The organism is Nocardiopsis aegyptia (assembly GCF_013410755.1).
GTDB classification, from domain to species: domain Bacteria; phylum Actinomycetota; class Actinomycetes; order Streptosporangiales; family Streptosporangiaceae; genus Nocardiopsis; species Nocardiopsis aegyptia.
In genome coordinates, this window is record NZ_JACCFS010000001.1 from 2,200,073 (window position 1) to 2,217,567 (window position 17,495).

18 protein-coding genes are annotated in these 17,495 nt (G+C 71.6%); 7 read left to right on the forward strand and 11 right to left on the reverse strand.

The features are described from left to right. Positions 1–233 precede the first annotated feature (233 nt). The 8 genes from HNR10_RS09830 to recG all read right to left on the reverse strand — a co-directional run bounded on the left by HNR10_RS09830 (position 234) and on the right by recG (position 7,609). Positions 234–521 carry an acylphosphatase gene (locus HNR10_RS09830; protein WP_179822579.1) on the reverse strand — a complete coding sequence of 96 codons (288 nt, stop codon included), beginning with the start codon at positions 519–521 and terminating at the stop codon, positions 234–236. A gap of 212 nt (positions 522–733) precedes the next feature. Beyond that, positions 734–1,573 (reverse strand): bifunctional DNA-formamidopyrimidine glycosylase/DNA-(apurinic or apyrimidinic site) lyase, encoded by an 840-nt coding sequence (gene mutM / locus HNR10_RS09835; protein ID WP_179822581.1) that lies wholly within the window; start codon positions 1,571–1,573, stop codon positions 734–736. 5 nt (positions 1,574–1,578) lie between these two features. After that, the gene (gene rnc, locus HNR10_RS09840) at positions 1,579–2,316 is read right to left on the reverse strand and encodes a ribonuclease III (protein ID WP_179822582.1); all 738 of its coding nucleotides are present in this window, start codon (positions 2,314–2,316) and stop codon (positions 1,579–1,581) included. A gap of 339 nt (positions 2,317–2,655) precedes the next feature. Next, positions 2,656–2,832 (reverse strand): 50S ribosomal protein L32, encoded by a 177-nt coding sequence (gene rpmF / locus HNR10_RS09845; protein ID WP_053616047.1) that lies wholly within the window; start codon positions 2,830–2,832, stop codon positions 2,656–2,658. Between the two features lie 129 nt (positions 2,833–2,961). Then, positions 2,962–3,507, reverse strand: coding sequence for a YceD family protein (locus HNR10_RS09850; protein ID WP_179822584.1), 546 nt, complete (start codon positions 3,505–3,507; stop codon positions 2,962–2,964). 222 nt (positions 3,508–3,729) lie between these two features. Further along, positions 3,730–4,224 carry a pantetheine-phosphate adenylyltransferase gene (gene coaD, locus HNR10_RS09855; RefSeq protein ID WP_179822585.1) on the reverse strand — a complete coding sequence of 165 codons (495 nt, stop codon included), beginning with the start codon at positions 4,222–4,224 and terminating at the stop codon, positions 3,730–3,732. A gap of 242 nt (positions 4,225–4,466) precedes the next feature. After that, complete coding sequence (gene rsmD / locus HNR10_RS09860) at positions 4,467–5,039, reverse strand: 16S rRNA (guanine(966)-N(2))-methyltransferase RsmD (protein WP_179822587.1); 573 nt, start codon at positions 5,037–5,039, stop codon at positions 4,467–4,469. Positions 5,040–5,425: 386 nt separating this feature from the next. After that, the gene (recG, locus tag HNR10_RS09865) at positions 5,426–7,609 is read right to left on the reverse strand and encodes an ATP-dependent DNA helicase RecG (protein ID WP_179822589.1); all 2,184 of its coding nucleotides are present in this window, start codon (positions 7,607–7,609) and stop codon (positions 5,426–5,428) included. 406 nt (positions 7,610–8,015) lie between these two features. Between recG and rpmB the strand changes: the two genes are divergently transcribed. Further along, positions 8,016–8,201 (forward strand): 50S ribosomal protein L28, encoded by a 186-nt coding sequence (gene rpmB, locus HNR10_RS09870; protein ID WP_013151263.1) that lies wholly within the window; start codon positions 8,016–8,018, stop codon positions 8,199–8,201. A 103-nt stretch (positions 8,202–8,304) separates the two neighbouring features. Here the strand turns inward: rpmB and HNR10_RS09875 are convergent, their stop codons facing one another. Together HNR10_RS09875 and HNR10_RS09880 are read right to left on the reverse strand one after the other, a co-directional pair. After that, complete coding sequence (locus tag HNR10_RS09875; RefSeq protein WP_179822590.1) at positions 8,305–8,958, reverse strand: cellulose binding domain-containing protein; 654 nt, start codon at positions 8,956–8,958, stop codon at positions 8,305–8,307. A gap of 104 nt (positions 8,959–9,062) precedes the next feature. Then, the gene (locus tag HNR10_RS09880) at positions 9,063–10,058 is read right to left on the reverse strand and encodes a thiamine-phosphate kinase (RefSeq protein ID WP_179822592.1); all 996 of its coding nucleotides are present in this window, start codon (positions 10,056–10,058) and stop codon (positions 9,063–9,065) included. Positions 10,059–10,197: 139 nt separating this feature from the next. Between HNR10_RS09880 and HNR10_RS09885 the strand changes: the two genes are divergently transcribed. Both HNR10_RS09885 and HNR10_RS09890 read left to right on the forward strand, forming a co-directional pair. Further along, on the forward strand, positions 10,198–10,431 hold the full coding sequence (locus HNR10_RS09885; RefSeq protein WP_179822594.1) for an Lrp/AsnC family transcriptional regulator: 234 nt from the start codon (positions 10,198–10,200) through the stop codon (positions 10,429–10,431). A 23-nt stretch (positions 10,432–10,454) separates the two neighbouring features. Further along, complete coding sequence (locus tag HNR10_RS09890) at positions 10,455–10,913, forward strand: DUF3515 domain-containing protein (protein ID WP_179822595.1); 459 nt, start codon at positions 10,455–10,457, stop codon at positions 10,911–10,913. Between the two features lie 89 nt (positions 10,914–11,002). Here the strand turns inward: HNR10_RS09890 and HNR10_RS09895 are convergent, their stop codons facing one another. Further along, positions 11,003–11,806: a DUF3105 domain-containing protein gene (locus HNR10_RS09895; protein ID WP_179822597.1), complete on the reverse strand. Its 804-nt coding sequence runs from the start codon at positions 11,804–11,806 to the stop codon at positions 11,003–11,005. Positions 11,807–11,895: 89 nt separating this feature from the next. Here HNR10_RS09895 and HNR10_RS09900 point away from each other — a divergent pair, with 89 nt between their 5' ends. From HNR10_RS09900 to cydD, 4 genes are all read left to right on the forward strand, one after another. Next, on the forward strand, positions 11,896–12,618 hold the full coding sequence (locus HNR10_RS09900) for a DUF305 domain-containing protein (protein ID WP_179822599.1): 723 nt from the start codon (positions 11,896–11,898) through the stop codon (positions 12,616–12,618). A 279-nt stretch (positions 12,619–12,897) separates the two neighbouring features. Beyond that, on the forward strand, positions 12,898–14,343 hold the full coding sequence (locus tag HNR10_RS09905) for a cytochrome ubiquinol oxidase subunit I (RefSeq protein WP_179822600.1): 1,446 nt from the start codon (positions 12,898–12,900) through the stop codon (positions 14,341–14,343). A gap of 11 nt (positions 14,344–14,354) precedes the next feature. Further along, positions 14,355–15,392 carry a cytochrome d ubiquinol oxidase subunit II gene (gene cydB, locus HNR10_RS09910; protein ID WP_179822602.1) on the forward strand — a complete coding sequence of 346 codons (1,038 nt, stop codon included), beginning with the start codon at positions 14,355–14,357 and terminating at the stop codon, positions 15,390–15,392. A gap of 304 nt (positions 15,393–15,696) precedes the next feature. After that, positions 15,697–17,430, forward strand: a complete 1,734-nt coding sequence (gene cydD / locus HNR10_RS09915) for a thiol reductant ABC exporter subunit CydD (protein WP_179822604.1) — start codon at positions 15,697–15,699, stop codon at positions 17,428–17,430. The last annotated feature ends 65 nt before the right edge of the window (positions 17,431–17,495 follow it).

A 17,495-nucleotide genomic window follows, 5' to 3' on the forward strand; every position in this document is an offset into this window, starting at 1 on the left:
AGTCTCACTCCGAACGGCCCTGGTCAAGATTGAATTACAACTGTCCGTAATTGCCATAACGCATGCCGAAACGATCAGGGCAGGCGATGTGGCACGGTTCGATGGTTCCCACCCCCGGCGACGCCGGAGTCCCGCGAGACGCGAGCGTGGACCCACCCCGCACTGATCCGTGGGACCTTCCCGGTCCCCGTCGGCGGGCGGTGTGGGCGAACCGCGTTACCCCCCAAGCATACTCACCGTTCCACGAAACCGGTGAACGTACCCCCAGACTGAGCCCAACGTTCGACCACAGAGTCCACACGACCGGGTGTCCGGCCGCTTCTGAGGTGCTCCAGAAGGCGTTCGCACGCGCTCCGACCGCCCTCGGCGACCACCTCGACACGCCCGTCGTCGAGGTTCGTCGCCGCGCCACTCAGCCCCAGTTCCAGGGCTCTGGACCGCGTCCACCAGCGGAAACCCACGCCCTGGACGCGCCCGCGCACCCACGCGGTCAGCCGAACCGTCTCGGTTCCGTCCCCCACGGCCCGATCACTCCCTTACCTCGCGGAGACACTTTCCTCACCGACACGCCAGAGCGCCCTGAGAAGGCCGCCCAGACCCCCTCCGGGGCACCCGAACGCCCCCGGGCCACCCCTCAACGGACGCCTGCGGCGCTATCCCCCGCCCGTCACCCGCCACCGCCCGCGAGCCGCTTCGCGGAGGTGCGGGCCGCCCTCAACGGACGCCTTCGGCACTATCTCTTCTGGCAGCGGGGGCAGCTGAACGAGGAGCGGTTCATGAACGCCTCGCGCACGATGGCCGCGCCGCAGCGCCCGCACGGCCGGTCGCGCCGGCCGTAGGCGTTGAGGCCGCGCTCGAAGTAGCCGCTCTCCCCGTTGACGTTCACGTAGAGCCCGTCGAACGTGGTGCCGCCGACCGCCAGCGCCTCGGTCATCACGTCGGTGACGTGGCCGAGCAGTTCCCCGCCCGCCTCGTCGGACAGCCCCCGGGTGCTCCGCGACCAGTGCAGGCGCGCCCGCCACAGCGCCTCGTCCGCGTAGATGTTGCCCACACCGCTGACCAGGGTCTGGTCCAGCAGGGCACGCTTGACCTCGGTGCGCCGCGCCCGCAGCGCGCGCACGCACGCCGCCGCGTCGAACTCCGGATCCAGCGGGTCCAGGGCGATGTGGTCCACCGACCCCGGCACGCCCGCCCGCTCGCCCGGCCCCTCCACCAGGAGGTGGCCGAACGTGCGCTGGTCCACGAAGCGCAGCTCCTGCCCGTCGGACAGCGGCAGCCGCACCCGCAGGTGCTTCTCGTCCGGCTTGCCGGCGGGCTGGACCAGGATCTGGCCGCTCATGCCCAGGTGGGCCAGGAGCATCTCGCCGCTGTCCAGCTCCAGCCACAGGTACTTGCCCCGGCGGCGGGCGGCCACGGGCACGCGTCCGGCCAGCCGGGCGGCGAAGTCCGCGGCGCCCGGCACATGGCGGCGCACCGAGCGCGGGTGCAGGACCTCGACCCCCTTGAGGGTCCGGCCCAGCCCGTGCCGTTCCAGACCCGCGCGGACGACCTCGACCTCGGGTAGTTCGGGCACGGCGCTCAGCCCTGTCCGTTGCCGGAGCCGCCCGCGGCGGCCTCCGAGCGGGCCTTGATCGCCTTCCAGGCGGACTCGGCCGCCTGCTGCTCGGCCTCCTTCTTGCTGCGGCCCTCGCCCAGTCCGTAGCTCTCCCCGGCGACGTGGACCGTCGCGCGGAAGGTCTTCTGGTGGTCGGGGCCGCTCTCGTCCACGTGGTACTCGGGCACGCCGAGCATCTCCGCCGCGGTGAGCTCCTGGAGCGACGTCTTCCAGTCCAGGCCCGCGCCGAGCCCGGAGGCCGTGGCGATCAGCGGGTCGAAGAGGCGGTGCACGAACTCGGAGGCCACGTCCAGGCCGCGGTCGAGGTAGACCGCGCCGATGATCGCCTCCAGGGTGTCGGCGAGGATCGAGGACTTGTCACGGCCCCCGGTGCCCTCCTCGCCCCGGCCGAGCCGGATGTAGGCGCCGATGCCCAGGCCGCGGGACACGTCGGCCAGGGCCCGCATGTTGACCACGGCGGCGCGCAGTTTGGCGAGCTGGCCCTCGGGCAGGTCGGGGTGCTTGCGGAAGAGGGTGTCGGTCACCACCAGGCCGAGCACGGAGTCCCCCAGGAACTCCAGGCGCTCGTTGGTGGGCAGACCGCCCTTCTCGTAGGCGTAGGAGCGGTGCGTCAGGGCCCGGAGCAGGATCTTGGAGTCGACCTCGACCCCGATCGCCTTGTGGAACGCCCTGGCCTCGGAGACGGAGAGTTGACTGGCCACGCGACTTCACTTCCCTGTTCGTGCGCGCCGGGGGTCGGCGCTCGTGCTGGCGTAGGGTACGGGCTGGAGGCCCCGACCAGGGTGCTCGAACACGAGGTGACCGTCGCGGGAGCGGAACTCCCCCGGCAGCCACCACGAACTCGGGAACCCGGGAGGTCCGGACCACCGGTGCTACCGCGGTTCTCGTTCTGTAGTGCCCACTGTATTGCCCGCGACACGGGCAACGCCTCACTCTACAAAGCCGGGCGCCCGCGCCCCAGGGCCCGACAACACCTCGGGGCGGACCCGAAGTGGGTCCGCCCCGAGGAGAGCACGTGGGCACGCGTGGGAACGCACGCCCTACGCCGGGTTGACGACCTGGCGGTTGTTGTAGGTGCCGCAGGTCGGGCACGCGATGTGGGGCTGCTTCGGGTCACGGCAGCGCGGGCAGTTGACCAGCACCGGGCGCGACGCCTTCCACTGGGAACGGCGGGTCCGGGTGTTGCTCCGCGACATCTTCCGCTTCGGGACGGCCACTTCAAACCTCCTGGGTCACCCCCGCGGTCGCGGGAGGCTTCTTGTCTGGTCACCCCGCGCGGTGGCGGGGAGGGTGTGGACCGGCCGGCGGGGGCGCCCTGGGGCACCGTCCGTGACCGGTTCACGAGCTCATCGTTCGCCGGGATCCTCCGCGATACCGCGGAGCGCCTCCCAACGCGGGTCGACGCCGTCGCCGTGGCGGTGGTCGGGACCGACCTCGGCGAGCTTGGCCCCGCACTCCGCGCACAGCCCCGGGCAGTCGGGTCCGCACAGCGGGGAGAGTGGGAGCGCGAGCACGACCGCGTCCCGGACCACGGGCCCGAGGTCGAGCAGATCGCCCTCTAGATAGTAGTCCTCATCCTCGTCCGCCGAGTCCCCGTCCGCCGCGACGGCCTCGTCGTCGCCCCCGGGATAGCGGTACATCTCCTGGAAGCCGACCTCCAGGTCCTCCGCCAGGGGGTCGAGGCAGCGCGAGCACTCCGCCGTATGCTGGCCGCGGACGGTCCCGGTGACGAGGACGCCCTCCATCACCGCTTCCAGCCGCAGGTCGAGCTCGATCTCGCTGCCCGCGGGAACGGCGGCCATCGCCGTCGCGAACGCCTCGGGGACGGTCACGATGCGCTTGACGGTCCGCATCGACCCCGGCTGGCGGCCCAGCTGGCGGGTGTCGACCACGAACGGGTCACGAGGATCTAGACGAGACAGGGTAATCGCGCTTTCACGAGGTACTGGGATGCCGGGCACGCGGGACGCGTCACTGCGGACGAGTGCGGCGTGACCAGGCCGCGCGCACGCCGAAGACCGACGACACGCATGGTCGAACCGCAATCCTACCTACCATGCCCCCGACCACCCAAATCAGGCCCGGAACGGCCGTGGGCGCGGGGCTCGGACGGGCTACCGCACGGGGCGGCGGCGTTCCTCGTACTTCTCGCGCAGCCGCTCCTCGACGTAGGGGGTCACCAGGCTGGAGACGTCCCCCGAGTGCTGGGCGATCTCGCGGACCAGGCTGGAGGACAGGAACGAGTACTCGGGGTTGGCCGTCATGAACACCGTCTCCACGCCGGACAGGCGGTAGTTCATCTGGGCGATCTGGAGCTCGTAGTCGAAGTCGCTGACCGAGCGGAGGCTGCGCACGATGGTCTCGATGCCGTTGTCGCGGCAGAAGTCGACGAGCAGCCCGTCGAACTCGCTCACGCGGACGTTGCCCAGCTCCGAGGTGCCCTCGGCGAGCATGTCGAGCTTTTCGGGGACGCTGAAGAGCCCCCGCTTGTTGACGTTGTTGAGGACGGCGGCGACCACCTCGTCGTACAACTTGGCGGCTCTGCCGATGATGTCGATATGACCGTAGGTCACCGGGTCGAACGACCCCGGGCAGACGACACGGCGCACGTTGGATCGCCCCTCTCACACGGACTACTCACGGGTAAGGCGATCGTAGGGGCTCGCTCCGACGACGAAACGGGCACCACCCACTTAGTGACCCCCATCGCACACGTTCCGGCCGCGCGTGCACATCCCGCACACCGACCGCACCGGCACGACCCGTCCGGCACGCTCCTGACGTGCTGGAACAACCCATGTGACCGATTTCTACCCCACTGTGACCGCACACCGTGGAGGCGCGCCGGACGCTAGCCGTCGAGAGCGGCGCGGGCGTACCAGAGGACCGCTTCGCCGTAGCCCCGGCTGCGGTCGGGCTTCAGGCCCTTCGGCCAGGCGGGCTCCGCACCGCGCTTGGACCGCTCCACCACGACGACCGCGTCCCCGGTCAGCCAGCCCCCCTCGACCAGCCCGGACAGGACCGCGGCGACCACCTCGTCGGAGACCGCGTAGGGCGGGTCCGCGACGACCAGGTCGAAGGGCTCGCCCGGGTTCCCGCCGTCGACCACGCGCTCCACCCGGTCCGCTACCAGCCGGGCGCCCGGAAGCCGCAGCGCGGCGATGTTCGACCGGATCACCTGGGCCGCCCTGCGGTCGGACTCCACCAACAGGGCGTGCGCCGCTCCACGCGACAGGGCCTCCAGCCCGATCGCGCCCGACCCCGCGTACAGGTCCATGACGCGGATCCCCTCGAGGTCGCCGAGGTCGGACTGGACGGACGCGAACAGCGCCTCGCGGGCGCGGTCGCTGGTGGGCCGGGTCGTGCGGCCGTCGGGAGCGGAGATCCGCCGCCCCCCGGCAGCCCCGGCGATGATGCGGGCCATGGCTCCCACTGTATTTTCTTTGGGCCGCCGCTCGTTCCTCGCTTTGGCCCGTGCTCGGGGCGCTGGGAGGCCAGTGTTCTTCGTCGTCGACTTGCCTTGCTCGCACGCTGGCTGCGGCCCCGTCTCCTCCTGCAGAACACTGGCTACTCGGCGCCCCGTGTCCGAGCCTGCGAGGGCGCCGGAGAGTACGGCGAGGGCGCCGACGCGTCCTGGAGGGCCTGGAGGTGCACTCCCGAGGAACGAGGGAGTGCACCGGAAGGACCGAAGGGCGCGTCTTCCGGGCGCACGAGCACGGGCCAAAGCAAGAAGGACTGCGCCGCAGGCGTCCGTTGAGGGTGGTGGCGGGCGACGGCGTGGGCACGAGCGGCGGCCCAAAGAAAACACAGCTACCCCTTGTCCAGGTACTCCGCCCGTTCCTCCGGGAGCAGGGCCGCCAGGGCCTCGGCCAGCGGCGGGTGGGCCGTGAGGTCGGGGTCCTTCGCCGCGTAGACGGTCGCCTCCTCGCGTGCCTCTCCGATGAGCTCCTCGTCCTTGAGCAGGGTGAGCATCCGCAGGCTCGACCGGGCTCCCGACTGGGCGTCGCCCAGGACGTCGCCCTCGCGGCGCAGCTCCAGGTCCACCCGGGAGAGCTCGAACCCGTCGGTGGTGGCGGCCACGGCCGCCAGGCGCTCGCGGGACGGGCTGCCCTCCTCGGCGTCGGTGACCAGCAGGCACAGTCCCGGCAGCCGGCCCCGACCGACCCGGCCGCGCAGCTGGTGCAGCTGGGACACCCCGAACCTCTCGGCGTCCATGATGGCCATCACCGTGGCGTTGGGCACGTCCACACCGACCTCGATGACGGTGGTGGAGACGATGACGTCGGTCTCCCCCGCCGAGAAGCGGCGCATGACGGCGTCCTTGTCGTCGGGACTCATCCGGCCGTGCAGGGCCTCGACCCGGAGGTCGGCGAGCGGTCCCCCGGTGAGGCGGGCGGCCACGTCCAGCACCGCCAGCGGGGGGCGCGCCCCCGGTTCCTCGTCTCCGGCGCCGACCTCCTCCTCGTCACCGTCGCCGATCCGCGGGCACACCACGAAGGCCTGGTGCCCCTGGCGGGCCTCCTCCACGACGCGCTCCCAGGCGCGCGCGAGGTAGTGCGGCTTGTCCCGGGCGGGCACGACGTGGGTGGACACGGGCGCGCGGCCGGACGGCAGTTGTGTGAGGGTCACCACGTCGAGGTCGCCGTAGACGGTCATCGCGACCGTGCGCGGGATGGGCGTGGCGGTCATCACGAGCACGTGCGGGCGCCCGTCGGCGGCCTTCTCACGGAGGGCGTCGCGCTGCTCCACCCCGAACCGGTGCTGCTCGTCCACGACGACCAGGCCCAGGTCGGCGAAGCTCACGTGCTCCTGGAGGAGGGCGTGGGTGCCCACGACGATCCCGGCGGCGCCCGAGGCCGCGTCGAGCAGGTTCTCCCTGCGGGCGGCTGCGTTCATCGACCCGGTGAGCAGCGCCACCCTGGTGGCCTCCTCGGCCCCGTCGATCTGGCCGGCGCGGCCCAGGGGGCCGAGCATGGCGCTGATCGACCGGTGGTGCTGCTGGGCGAGGACCTCGGTGGGCGCCAGCAGGACGGCCTGGCCGCCGGAGTCGACGACCCTGAGCATCGCGCGCAGCGCGACCAGGGTCTTGCCCGCGCCCACGTCGCCCTGGAGCAGGCAGTGCATGGGGTGCGCCGCGTCCAGGCGCGCGGCGAGGCGCTCGCCGACGTCGCTCTGGCCCTCGGTGAGCGTGAACGGGAGCCGCGCGTCGAAGGCGTCGAGCACACCTCCCGTCCGACCTGGCCGCGGCTTCGCGGGCAGTTCCTCGGCGCGGTGGCGGCGCTGGGCGAGGGCGAGCTGGAGGACGAAGGCCTCGTCCCACTTCAGCCGCCGCTTGGCGGTGCCGACGTCGGCCCACTCGGACGGCCGGTGGATCTTGTCCAGGGCCTCCTGGACGTCGACGAGGCGGTGGGCGCGGCGGACCTCGGGGGGCAGGGGGTCGGGCAGGTCGGCGGCGCGGGCGAGCGCCATCTCGACGCCGAGGGCGATCTTGGCCGAGTCCAGTCCCTTGACCGCGGGGTAGATCGGGATGAGCTCCTCGGCGAAGGCCTTGGCGCGCTCGCCCTCCTGGCCGTCCTCGTCGATGAGCTGGTACTCGGGGTGGTCGAGCTGGCGCCGGCCCTTGAAGGTGGAGACCCGGCCGGAGAACATCGCCAGCCGCCCGGCCACGAGGGCGTTCTGGTGGTAGGAGCCCCGGTTGAAGAAGGTCAGGTGCAGGCGCCCGGTGCCGTCGGTGACCGTGGCCTCCATCATGTCCATCCGGCGACGGCCCTGGCGGGCGGGCACCGTCCTGCGCTTGGCGTCCAGGACCCGGGCCTGCACGGTGACGTCCTCGCCCTCGCGCAGTGCGGCGAGGTCGGTCAGGTCGCCCCGGCGGTCGTAGCGGCGCGGGTAGTAGCGCAGCAGGTCGCCGAGGGTGTGCAGGTCGAGTTTGTCCTTGAAGGCCCGCGCGGAGCCGCCGAGGGCCACGCGCAGCGGTTCGTCCCAGGTGCTCACTGTGTTCCCGTCCCGGACAGTCTGGTCGCTGTTCCCCGTCACGTTAGACCTTCGGTGCGACCGCCCGCCGGGGAACGGGCCCCGCGGCCGTCGCTCGTCGGTGCGTCACGGGGACGCCCCGACGCAGTCCCAAGGAACGGTATACTCGTGGGAGTTCATCGCCTTTTCGCCGTGCCCGCATGGCGGATGACGATGCTCCGGTGGGTGCTCAGGCCCTAGGCCGCACCACGATCCCACCGTTGCGCGTACGGGCACTGGTCTGCGGTCTGATCCGCGTTCGACCTCGTCCTTCGTGTACTCTTCCACGGTTGGCGTCCGCGCCGACCTGCCCACCCGGCCGATTCCGGCCGGATGAACCTTCGCGTGCGGCGACGTGCGCGATCCCGAGCGCTTGAATGGAGTTACCGTGGCTTCCGTCTGCGACGTCTGCGGCAAGGGACCAGGGTTCGGTAACAGTGTTTCCCACTCGCACCGTCGCACCCGCCGCCGCTGGAACCCCAACATCCAGACTGTTCGCACCCGTGTGGGTGGCACGCCCAAGCGCGTGAACGCCTGCACCTCGTGCATCAAGGCCGGCAAGGTCACCCGCTAGGGTTCCAGCCCGTCTGGATCTCGTCGAAGGCCCTCCGACTCAGGTCGGGGGGCCTTCGTCGTGCGCGGGGGCGCCCGGGTCGTGGCGCGGTGCAGGTGTCGGGTCAGAGACCGCAGACGTGCCCGTTGAGGGAGCAGCGGATCGGGCTCTGCGCGGGACCGACGGCGTCGAAGCCCATGGTCGCCGACTCCCCGGGCACCAGGCCGTCCTGGCCGCCGGGCTGGCGGGCGAGGATGCCGTCCTCGATGGGTTCCCAGTCGGCGTCGCGCACCTCGGTGACCTCGGCGGTCTCGAAGGCGAGGGCGAGTTCCCAGGCGGTGAGGCGGCTCTGGGATGTGTTGGTGATGGTGACCAGGCCGCTGAAGCCGGAGTCGGTGGTCTGCGTGATCTCGTAACCGACCGTGATGGGCGACGACCCCGACTGGGTCTGGGGCCCCTGGTCCCGCCCGTCGCCGTTGGACACCGCCTCGTCGCTCTCGGAGTCCGCCGTGGCGTCCTGGCTCGGGGCGATCGCGCCGGGGTCCGGGGACTCGGTCGCCCCAGGGCTCCCACCGAACTGCAGGTAGATCTGGGTGGTGCTGTAGCCGAAGAGCAGCAGGCCGAGGATCACGCCGGAGATGACCAGGACGTTGAGCAGCCGCGGCGGCTCGACCCGCTTGGGCACGGTGCTCTCGATGAGGCCGCCGATCCGCCGCAGCGCACCGGCGTCCTCCGGCTCGTTGCGGTGCGCACCGCGACGAGTGCCATGCCGCCCCATAAACCGCCTCTCGACGTAACCCCGTTCCCCCGCCCGGAAGGCGGCGCGTGGCCGCGTTGGCAAAGCCTAGCGCGATAGCTAATCAGGACAAATCCAAGGGAGGGTCATCCCTGACGGAAATGGTCCCACCCGCCACGCGGAGGAGCACACCCGTCTACTGTGACCGGATTCACGGAGTTTTTCACCTGTTCCTGGTCAGCCGAGCGGACCTTTCCGATGCGGTGCCAGTGGTCCGGCAGAGCCGTAGCGGGATCGAAAGCGGCGACCAGCGCGTGGTCCTCCCCGCCGGCGACCATGAGGTCGCGGGCCGCCTGTTCGGCCCGCTCCGGTGGGACTCCCAGCGCGCGCACGCCCTCCACGAGCGCGGGTTCGGGCACCAGGGCGCGCGAGTCCAGGTCGATGAGCACCCCGCCGGCGCGGCAGAGGTGCCCGAGGTCCTGGGCCAGACCGTCGCTCACGTCGAGCATGGCGGTCGCGCCCATCCGTGCGGCGGCCACGCCCTCGGCGTAGGGCGGGCTCGGCCTGCGGTGCTCGTCCAGGCAGGCGGCGGGGCCGTCGATCCCGCCCCGCAGCAGGGCGAGCCCGGCCGCGGAGAGCCCCAGGTGGCCTGTGTAGGCCACCACGTCGCCCGGCCGCGCGCCGTCGCGCCGGACGGGGGCGCGGCCCTGGAGGTCACCGAGCGCGGTGATCGCGATGGTGAGTGTGTCCGACCCCACCATGTCGCCGCCCACGACGGCGCCGCCCGCCACCGCGCACTCGTCGCGCACGCCGAGCGAGAACCCGTCCGCCCAGTCCACCGGCAGGTCGGGGGGCGCGGCGAAGCCGATGAGGAGCCCGGTCGGGCGGGCCCCCATCGCCGCGACGTCGGCGAAGTTCTGGGCCACCGCGCGGTGGCCCACGTCGCGCGCGCTCGACCACTCCCGGCGGAAGTGACGGCCCTCGACCAGCACGTCCGTGGTCGCGACCGTCCTGCCGTCGGGTGCGGAGACCACGGCGGCGTCGTCGCCGGGTCCGAGGATTACATCGTCCGTAGCGGGGAATTGGCTCGTCACACGTGTGATCAGAGCGAACTCACCAAGACCCCCAATGGTGCTCAACACAGTGATCAGGGTACGGTGACGCTCCGGCGCAATGGTCTAGACCCACGTTCGTCATCACTTCGACACAGGCCGCGCCGTGGGTTCGGCGGGGTCCGCGCGCCCGGCCTCACGTACCCGGCACAGACACAAGGGAGTACTCATGGTGCAGGCATACATCCTGATCCAGACCGAGGTGGGCCAGGCCGCCGAGGTCGCCGGCCGCATCCGCGGGATCGAGGGTGTGCGGGAGGCACACGACGTGACCGGCCCCTACGACGTCATCGTCCAGGCCGAGGCGGAGGACGTCGACTCGCTCGGCACACTGGTCGTGGCCCGGATCCAGCGTCTGGACGGTATCGCCCGCACCCTGACCTGCCCCATCGTCAACATCTGACCGGGCGACGGAACGGGGGGCTCGTGCTGAGACGGTGGAGCGGGGCGGCGGTGGCCGTCGTCCTCGTCGCGACGGGCTGTGCACCGACCGTGCGGATGGAACCGCCGGAGTCCGACGGCACCACGGACGAGATGTGCGCCGCGCTCGTGGCGGAGCTACCGGACACGCTGCTGGGCGCGGAACGGGCCGAGATCACGCCCGAGTCCGAGGTGATGGCGGCGTGGGGCGACCCGCCGATCGGGCTGCGCTGCGGTGTGCCGCGCCCCACGGCCCTGGCCCGCGACTCGCTCATCGAGGAGGTCGACGGCGTGGCCTGGCTGCCGCAGCCGCCGAACGAGCCCACCCTCTTCACCACGGTCGGCCACACGGCCTACGTCGAGTTGACGGTCCCCCCGTCCTACGGCGCACCCGCCGCCGCTCTGACGACGGTCAGCGCGCTGGTCGACGAACACATCCCCCCGCTCCCCGACGGGGAGCTCTGACTCTTCCACGGGTGTCCGCCGGGCGCCCGTGACACGGACGGGGCCGCCGGCACACGCCGGCGGCCCCGTTCTCGTCGTTCTCGTGGCGGCTACTCCTCGTCGGTGCTGCCGTCCTCGGTGTTCTCCGAGCCCTCGGAACCCTCGGTGTCCTCGGAACCGCCGGTCTCCTCCGACTCCTCGGTCCCCTCGGCACCGCCGGTGTCCTCGGCGCTCTCGTCGGACATGCCCTCGCCGCCGACCTGCTCGCCCTCGGCCAGGGCCGCATCGATCTCGGTGGCGGTCTCGGCCACTCCTCCGGAGCAGGAGGCGCCGGGCTCGGGGACGTCGGTGCCGCGCTCGTAGCGCTGGACGAAGCGCGTGAGGTCCTGGTCGTCGGCGGTCTCGGCGGTGACCTGGCGGCCCCAGCTGCTGGCGACGATCGGGGCGTCCATCTCCCCCTCGTAGGGGCTGACCACCAGGTAGTCGCCCGGGCTGTACAGGGAGTCGAGCGCGTCGATCTCGTCCTGGGGCAGGTCCGGCTCGTAGGTGATCCACACCGCGCCGTGCTCCAGGGAGTGCACCGCGAACTCGTTCGTGAGGGCCTCGCTGTAGACGCCGCAGTTCTGCCAGTAGGCCCAGTGGTCCCCGCCGACCGGCGGCGACTGCTCGTAGTCGACCCGCTGTCCCACGTCCACGTGGGCGTAGGAGCCGACCGTGTACTCCTCCACCCCGGAGATGTTCCGGCTGCGGATCTCCATGAAGATCGCGAAGGCGAGCAGACCCAGGACCAGGGCCGCGGCGAGACTGACTCCGGAGATGGTGAGGATCTTCTTGCGCCGCTCCTCCTTGAGGCGCTGTGCGCGCATCTCGGCTGCGCGGCGGCGACGCTCCTCCGCCGTCTTCTTCTTGGCCACTGGGTCTCCTGGGATGGTTTGTGACGAGTGGGGCGTTCCTATCCTCTACTTTGGCACCTGACTTGTGCATTTTGACCAGGATGGTACCCATGGCTCTTCACGAAGGTTCCGGCTCGGACGACCACGACGCGGACGAGGACACGGCCGCCGACGAGTTCGAGGAGGCCACACCGCCCAGGCGCGCCCGGCGCACGGTCCCGCTCTGGACCACGGCGGTTCTGGTCGTGCTGGCCGTGGCGGCCGGCTACCTCGCCGGGCGCCCGTCCGCTCCGCTCGACACCAGTGCCGACGCGGGTTTCCTGCGGGACATGAGTTCGCACCACGCCCAGGCCGTGGACATGTCGATGCTCATCCTGGAGAAGACCGAGGATCCGGAGCTCTCCATCGTCGCCACGGACATCGCCCGGACGCAGCAGGCCCAGATCGGCATCATGCAGGGGTGGCTGACGATGTGGGGGCTCAACTCGCGCGGCAGTGAGCGGCCGATGACCTGGATGGCCGACAGCGAGCACGACCACGGCGGCACCGGCAACGTGCCCGACGCGATGCCGGGCCTGGCGACTCCCGAGGAGATGGCGGAGCTGGAGGGGGCCGAGGGCGTGGAGGCCGAGATCCTCTTCCTGGAGCTGATGATCGCCCACCACGAGGGCGGGATCGACATGGCCGAGGCCGAGGTCGAGCTCGGCGGGGAACCGATCGTCACCGACCTGGCCCAGGGGATGGCCGACGCCCAGCTGACCGAGATCGACGCGATGGAGAACATGCTGGAGGAGCGCGGCGTGACCGTCGAGGACACGGCCGACGAGGACTGACGGCCCCGGGGACCGGCCCCGGCACGCATGTGTCGGACCGCACACGAGGCCCCCACCGAACCCACACACCCTCACGGACGCGCCGACGTTTCCCCTGGCCAGGGCCGCGTCCAGGCGTTTCAGCCCCCGCCCGACCGCACACCTCCCGCACCCTCGACACCCCCGCACCGCCCGCGGACACCCCTCCGGCGACCGATACCACAGGGGCCGGTCAGAGAAACGACGCCGCGTAGCACTACAGTTCGTAGTACTACTTGCGGTCGGTTCTGAGAGGTGGCCATGGAAGCCCTTGATCTCGCGAGGTGGCAGTTCGGGGTCACCACGATCTACCACTTCCTCTTCGTGCCCCTGACCATCGGGCTCTCCTTCATCGTGGCGGTCCTGCAGACCCTCTGGTTCCGCACCGGCAAGCACGAGTACCTCCAGGCCACCCAGTTCTTCGGCAAGCTCTTCCTCATCAACTTCGCCATGGGCGTCGTCACCGGCATCGTGCAGGAGTTCCAGTTCGGCATGAACTGGAGCGAGTACTCGCGCTTCGTCGGCGACGTGTTCGGTGCCCCGCTGGCCATGGAGGCGCTCCTGGCCTTCTTCCTGGAGTCGACCTTCATCGGCCTGTGGATCTTCGGCTGGCACCGGCTGCCGCGCGCCGCGCACCTGGCGTGCATCTGGCTGGTCGCGATCGGCACCAACCTGTCGGCCTACTTCATCCTGGCCGCCAACGCCTGGATGCGCCGTCCCGTCGGCTACGAGGTCGATCCGGAGACCGGCCGCGCCCAGCTCACCGACATCTGGGCGGTCCTGAGCAACGACCAGGCCTGGTCGACCTACCTGCACACGGTCTCGGCGGCCTTCATCACCGCCGGGCTGTTCGTCGTCGCGGTCAGCGCCTACAAGCTGTGGCGCAACACCCACCACGGGGACACGGGCACGGTCGGCACCACGCCGCCCGCGCGCGACTTCGCGCTGTTCCGCGGCACGCTCAAGGTCGGTCTGGCCTTCACCCTCATCGCCGGCGCCCTGGTCGTGTTCTCCGGCGACCACCAGGCCAAGCTCGCCGCCGAGTACGAGCCCATGAAGCTCGCCGCCGCCGAGGCCCACTGGGACACCGAGGAGGGCGCGGACTTCTCCACGTTCGCGGTGGGCGACACCGAGGCCCGCTACAACCCCATCGACGTCACCGTCCCCAACGTCCTCAGCTTCCTCGCGACCGGGCACTTCGAGGGCGAGGTGCACGGGATGAACGACCTCCAGGAGGCCTACGAGGAGTACTACGGCCCCGGGGACTACACGCCCAACGTGTTCGTCGTGTACTGGTCGTTCCGCCTGATGATCGGGCTGGGCCTGTTCGGCGTGGGCATCGCCGCGCTCGGGCTCTACCTCACCCGCGGGAAGGAGCGCCTGCCCCGGAACCGCTGGTTCTACTTCGCCGGAATGGCCGCCCTGCCCGCCGCCCTGGCCGCGAACATCTTCGGCTGGGTGCTCACCGAGATGGGCCGCCAGCCGTGGACGGTGCACGGGCAGCTGCTGACCGCGAACAGCGTCTCGCCCGGCGTGAGCCTGGGGACGGTCGCCATGAGCCTGGGCGTCTTCACCGCCGTGTACGGCCTGCTCTTCGTCGTGGAGGTCGGCCTGCTGGCGAAGTACATCAAGGCCGGGCCCTCCCACCTCGTTCCCGACCTGGAGAACGACGAGCACGAGGCCGCCATCCCGCACTTCAGCTACTAGGAGCCCTCGCCATGGATCTCGCCGTCATCTGGTTCATCGCCATCTCGGTCCTGTGGATCGGGTACTTCATCCTGGAGGGCTTCGACTTCGGGGTGGGCACGCTCCTGCCGTTCATGGGCGGGCGCGACTCGGTCGACCGGCGCGTCACCATCAACTCCATCGGACCCGTGTGGGACGCCAACGAGGTGTGGCTGCTCACGGCGGTCGGCGCGACGTTCGCCGCCTTCCCCGCCTGGTACGCCTCCCTGCTCAGCGGCTTCTACGTGCCGGTGTTCGTCATCCTCATCGCGCTGATCCTGCGCGGTGTCGCCTTCGAGTACCGGGGCAAGCGCGACGGCTCCGCCTGGCGCGCCTGGTGGGACCGGGCGATCTTCTTCGGCAGCGCCGCCCCGGCGTTCCTGTGGGGCGTCGCCTTCGCCAACATCGTCCGGGGCGTGGCGATGGACGCCGACCAGATCGTCACGGCGGGGCTGCTCGACCTGCTGAACCCGTACGCCCTGCTGGGCGGGCTGACGACCCTGTCGCTGTTCACCCTGCACGGCGCCGTGTTCCTGACGCTCAAGACCGACGGCCCGGTCCGGGTCCGCGCCCGCACGGCCGCCCTGTGGGCCGCGTGCGTCGCGGTCCCGGCCGCCGCCGGGTTCCTCGCCTGGACGCAGTTCGCCCACGGTGAGGCGTGGACCCTGCCCGTGGCCGCCGTCGCCGCGGTCGCCCTCGTGGGCGGGGTCGTGGCGGTGCTGCTGCGCCACGAGCGGCTGTCGTTCACGCTGACCGCGGTCACCGTGCTCACCGCCTTCACGGCCCTGTTCGGGTCGCTGTTCCCGAACGTGCTCCCGTCCACAACCGACCCGGCGTTCAGCCTGACCGTGGCCAACGCGTCCTCGGCCGAATACACGCTGACCGTGATGTCGTGGGTGGCGGTGTTCTTCCTGCCGCTCGTCCTCGCCTACCAGGGGTGGAGCTACTGGGTGTTCCGTCAGCGCGTGACCGGCGCGACCGTCACCGGTACGCCCGCCGGCCCCGGCACCGAGCACGAACCCGCCGCCTGAGCCCCGCCCCTGGGGCCGGGCCCCGGCCCCAGGGGGTTCAATGGAGTCGGCCCCACACCGGGACTCCAGGGGGTTGCACGTAGGCCGCAAAGCCTGCGGGACCACTGGGGGTTCGCGAGGGGCGCGCCAGTGTTCTGCAGGAGGAGACGGGGCCGCAGCAGGAAGGACTGCGGCCGAAGGCCGTCGGTTGAGGGTGGTGGCGGGCGACGGCGTGGGCAGGAGCAAGGCAAGCCGACGACGAAGAACACTGGCCTCCCGGCGCCCCGAGCACGAACCAAAGCGAAGCGGAGGTTCAAAAAAACTCATGAAGCCGCTTGACCCCCGCCTGGTGCGGACCGCGAGCGCGGTCCGGCTGCACCTGGCCGTGTCCGTGGTCAGCGGGCTGCTCGTCACCGCCCTGATCCTCTTCCAGGCCTGGCTGCTGGCCCGCGTCATCACCGGCGCCTGGAGCGGCGAGGGCATGGCCGCGCTGGGCTGGGCGATCGGCGCCGTGGCGGCGGTCGCGGTGGCCCGCGCGCTGCTGTCCTACCTCGCCGAGACCTCCGCCCTGTACAGCGCGGCACGCACCAAGTCGCAGCTGCGCCGCCGCCTGGTCGAGCACGTGACCGGCGCCGGACAGGTGTGGACGGCCGAGCCGGGGGACGACGAGAAGGGCTCGCCCAAGGCCGGTGAGCTGGTCACCCTGGCCACACGCGGGCTGGACGCGCTGGACGACTACTTCGCCCGCTACCTGCCCCAGCTCGTCCTGGCCGCGATCGTGCCGCTCGCCGTCCTGGGCGTGGTGTTCTGGGCCGACTGGATCTCGGGGATCGTCATCGCCGTGACGCTCCCCCTGATCCCGGTGTTCATGGCGCTGATCGGTATGTACACCCAGGCGCGCACCGACCGGCAGTGGCGGCTGCTCAGCCGACTGGGCGGCCACTTCCTCGACGTCGTGGAGGGGCTGCCGACCCTGGCGGTCTTCCGACGGGCCAAGGCCCAGGCGGCGATCATCCGCAGGGTGGGCGAGGAGCACCGCGAGGCCACGATGGGGACACTGCGGATCGCGTTCCTGTCCGCCTTCGCCCTGGAGCTGCTCGCGACCCTCGCGGTGGCGCTCGTCGCCGTCGAGGTGGGACTGCGCCTGCTCGGCGGCCACATGGACTACCAGACCGCCCTGCTGGTGCTCATCCTGGCCCCGGAGGCCTACCTGCCGCTGCGCGAGGTGGGCGCGCGCTTCCACGCCAGCATGGAGGGCGTGGCCGCGGCCGACCAGGTCTTCACCGAACTGGAGCGCGAGCGCGGTACCCGGCGTCCCGCGCCCGCCACGGAGCCGACCGGCCGCCCCTCCCCCGCCGCCGGCGGCGATCTGCGCTTCGAGGGCGTGGGCATGCGCTACCCGGGCCGCGACGTGCCCGCCCTGGCCGGTTTCGATCTGGAGGTGCGTGCCGGCGAGCACGTCCTGCTCACGGGGCCCAGCGGCGCGGGCAAGACCACGCTGCTGTCCCTGCTGCTGCGCCTGAACGAACCCACGGACGGCCGGATCTCCGTGCGTGCCCCCGGCGGCGCGTGGACCCCGCTGGAGGCGGTTCCGGCGGCCGACTGGCGGCTGGGGATCGCCTGGGTACCGCAGTACCCGTACCTGTTCGACGTGTCGGTGGCCGACAACATCCGCCTGGGCGCGCCCGGGGCCACAATGGAGCGGGTGCGGGAGGCGGCCCGGCAGGCCGAGGCCGACGCGTTCGTTTCCGCACTGCCGGAGGGCTACGACACCCGGCTGGGCGAGCGCGGAGCCCGGCTGTCCGCGGGGCAGCGCCAGCGGATCGCGCTCGCCCGCGCGCTGTGCCGGGACGCGCCCCTGGTCCTGCTGGACGAGCCGACCGCGCACCTGGACCCGGAGAACGCCGCGGCGGTGCGCACGGCGGTCACCCGCCTGTTGGAGGGCCGCACGGCGGTCATCGTCGCCCACGACACCGCGTGGACCCGGTCCGCCCTCGGCGACTCGCTGCGCCAGGTGTCGCTGCCCCTGCCGACCGCGGAAGCGAGCGAGTCCCTGTGAGCGCACCCGTCTCCCCCGGCCGTTCGGGGCCCGCCGCCGACCGCGCGCGGCGCCGGAACCCGCTG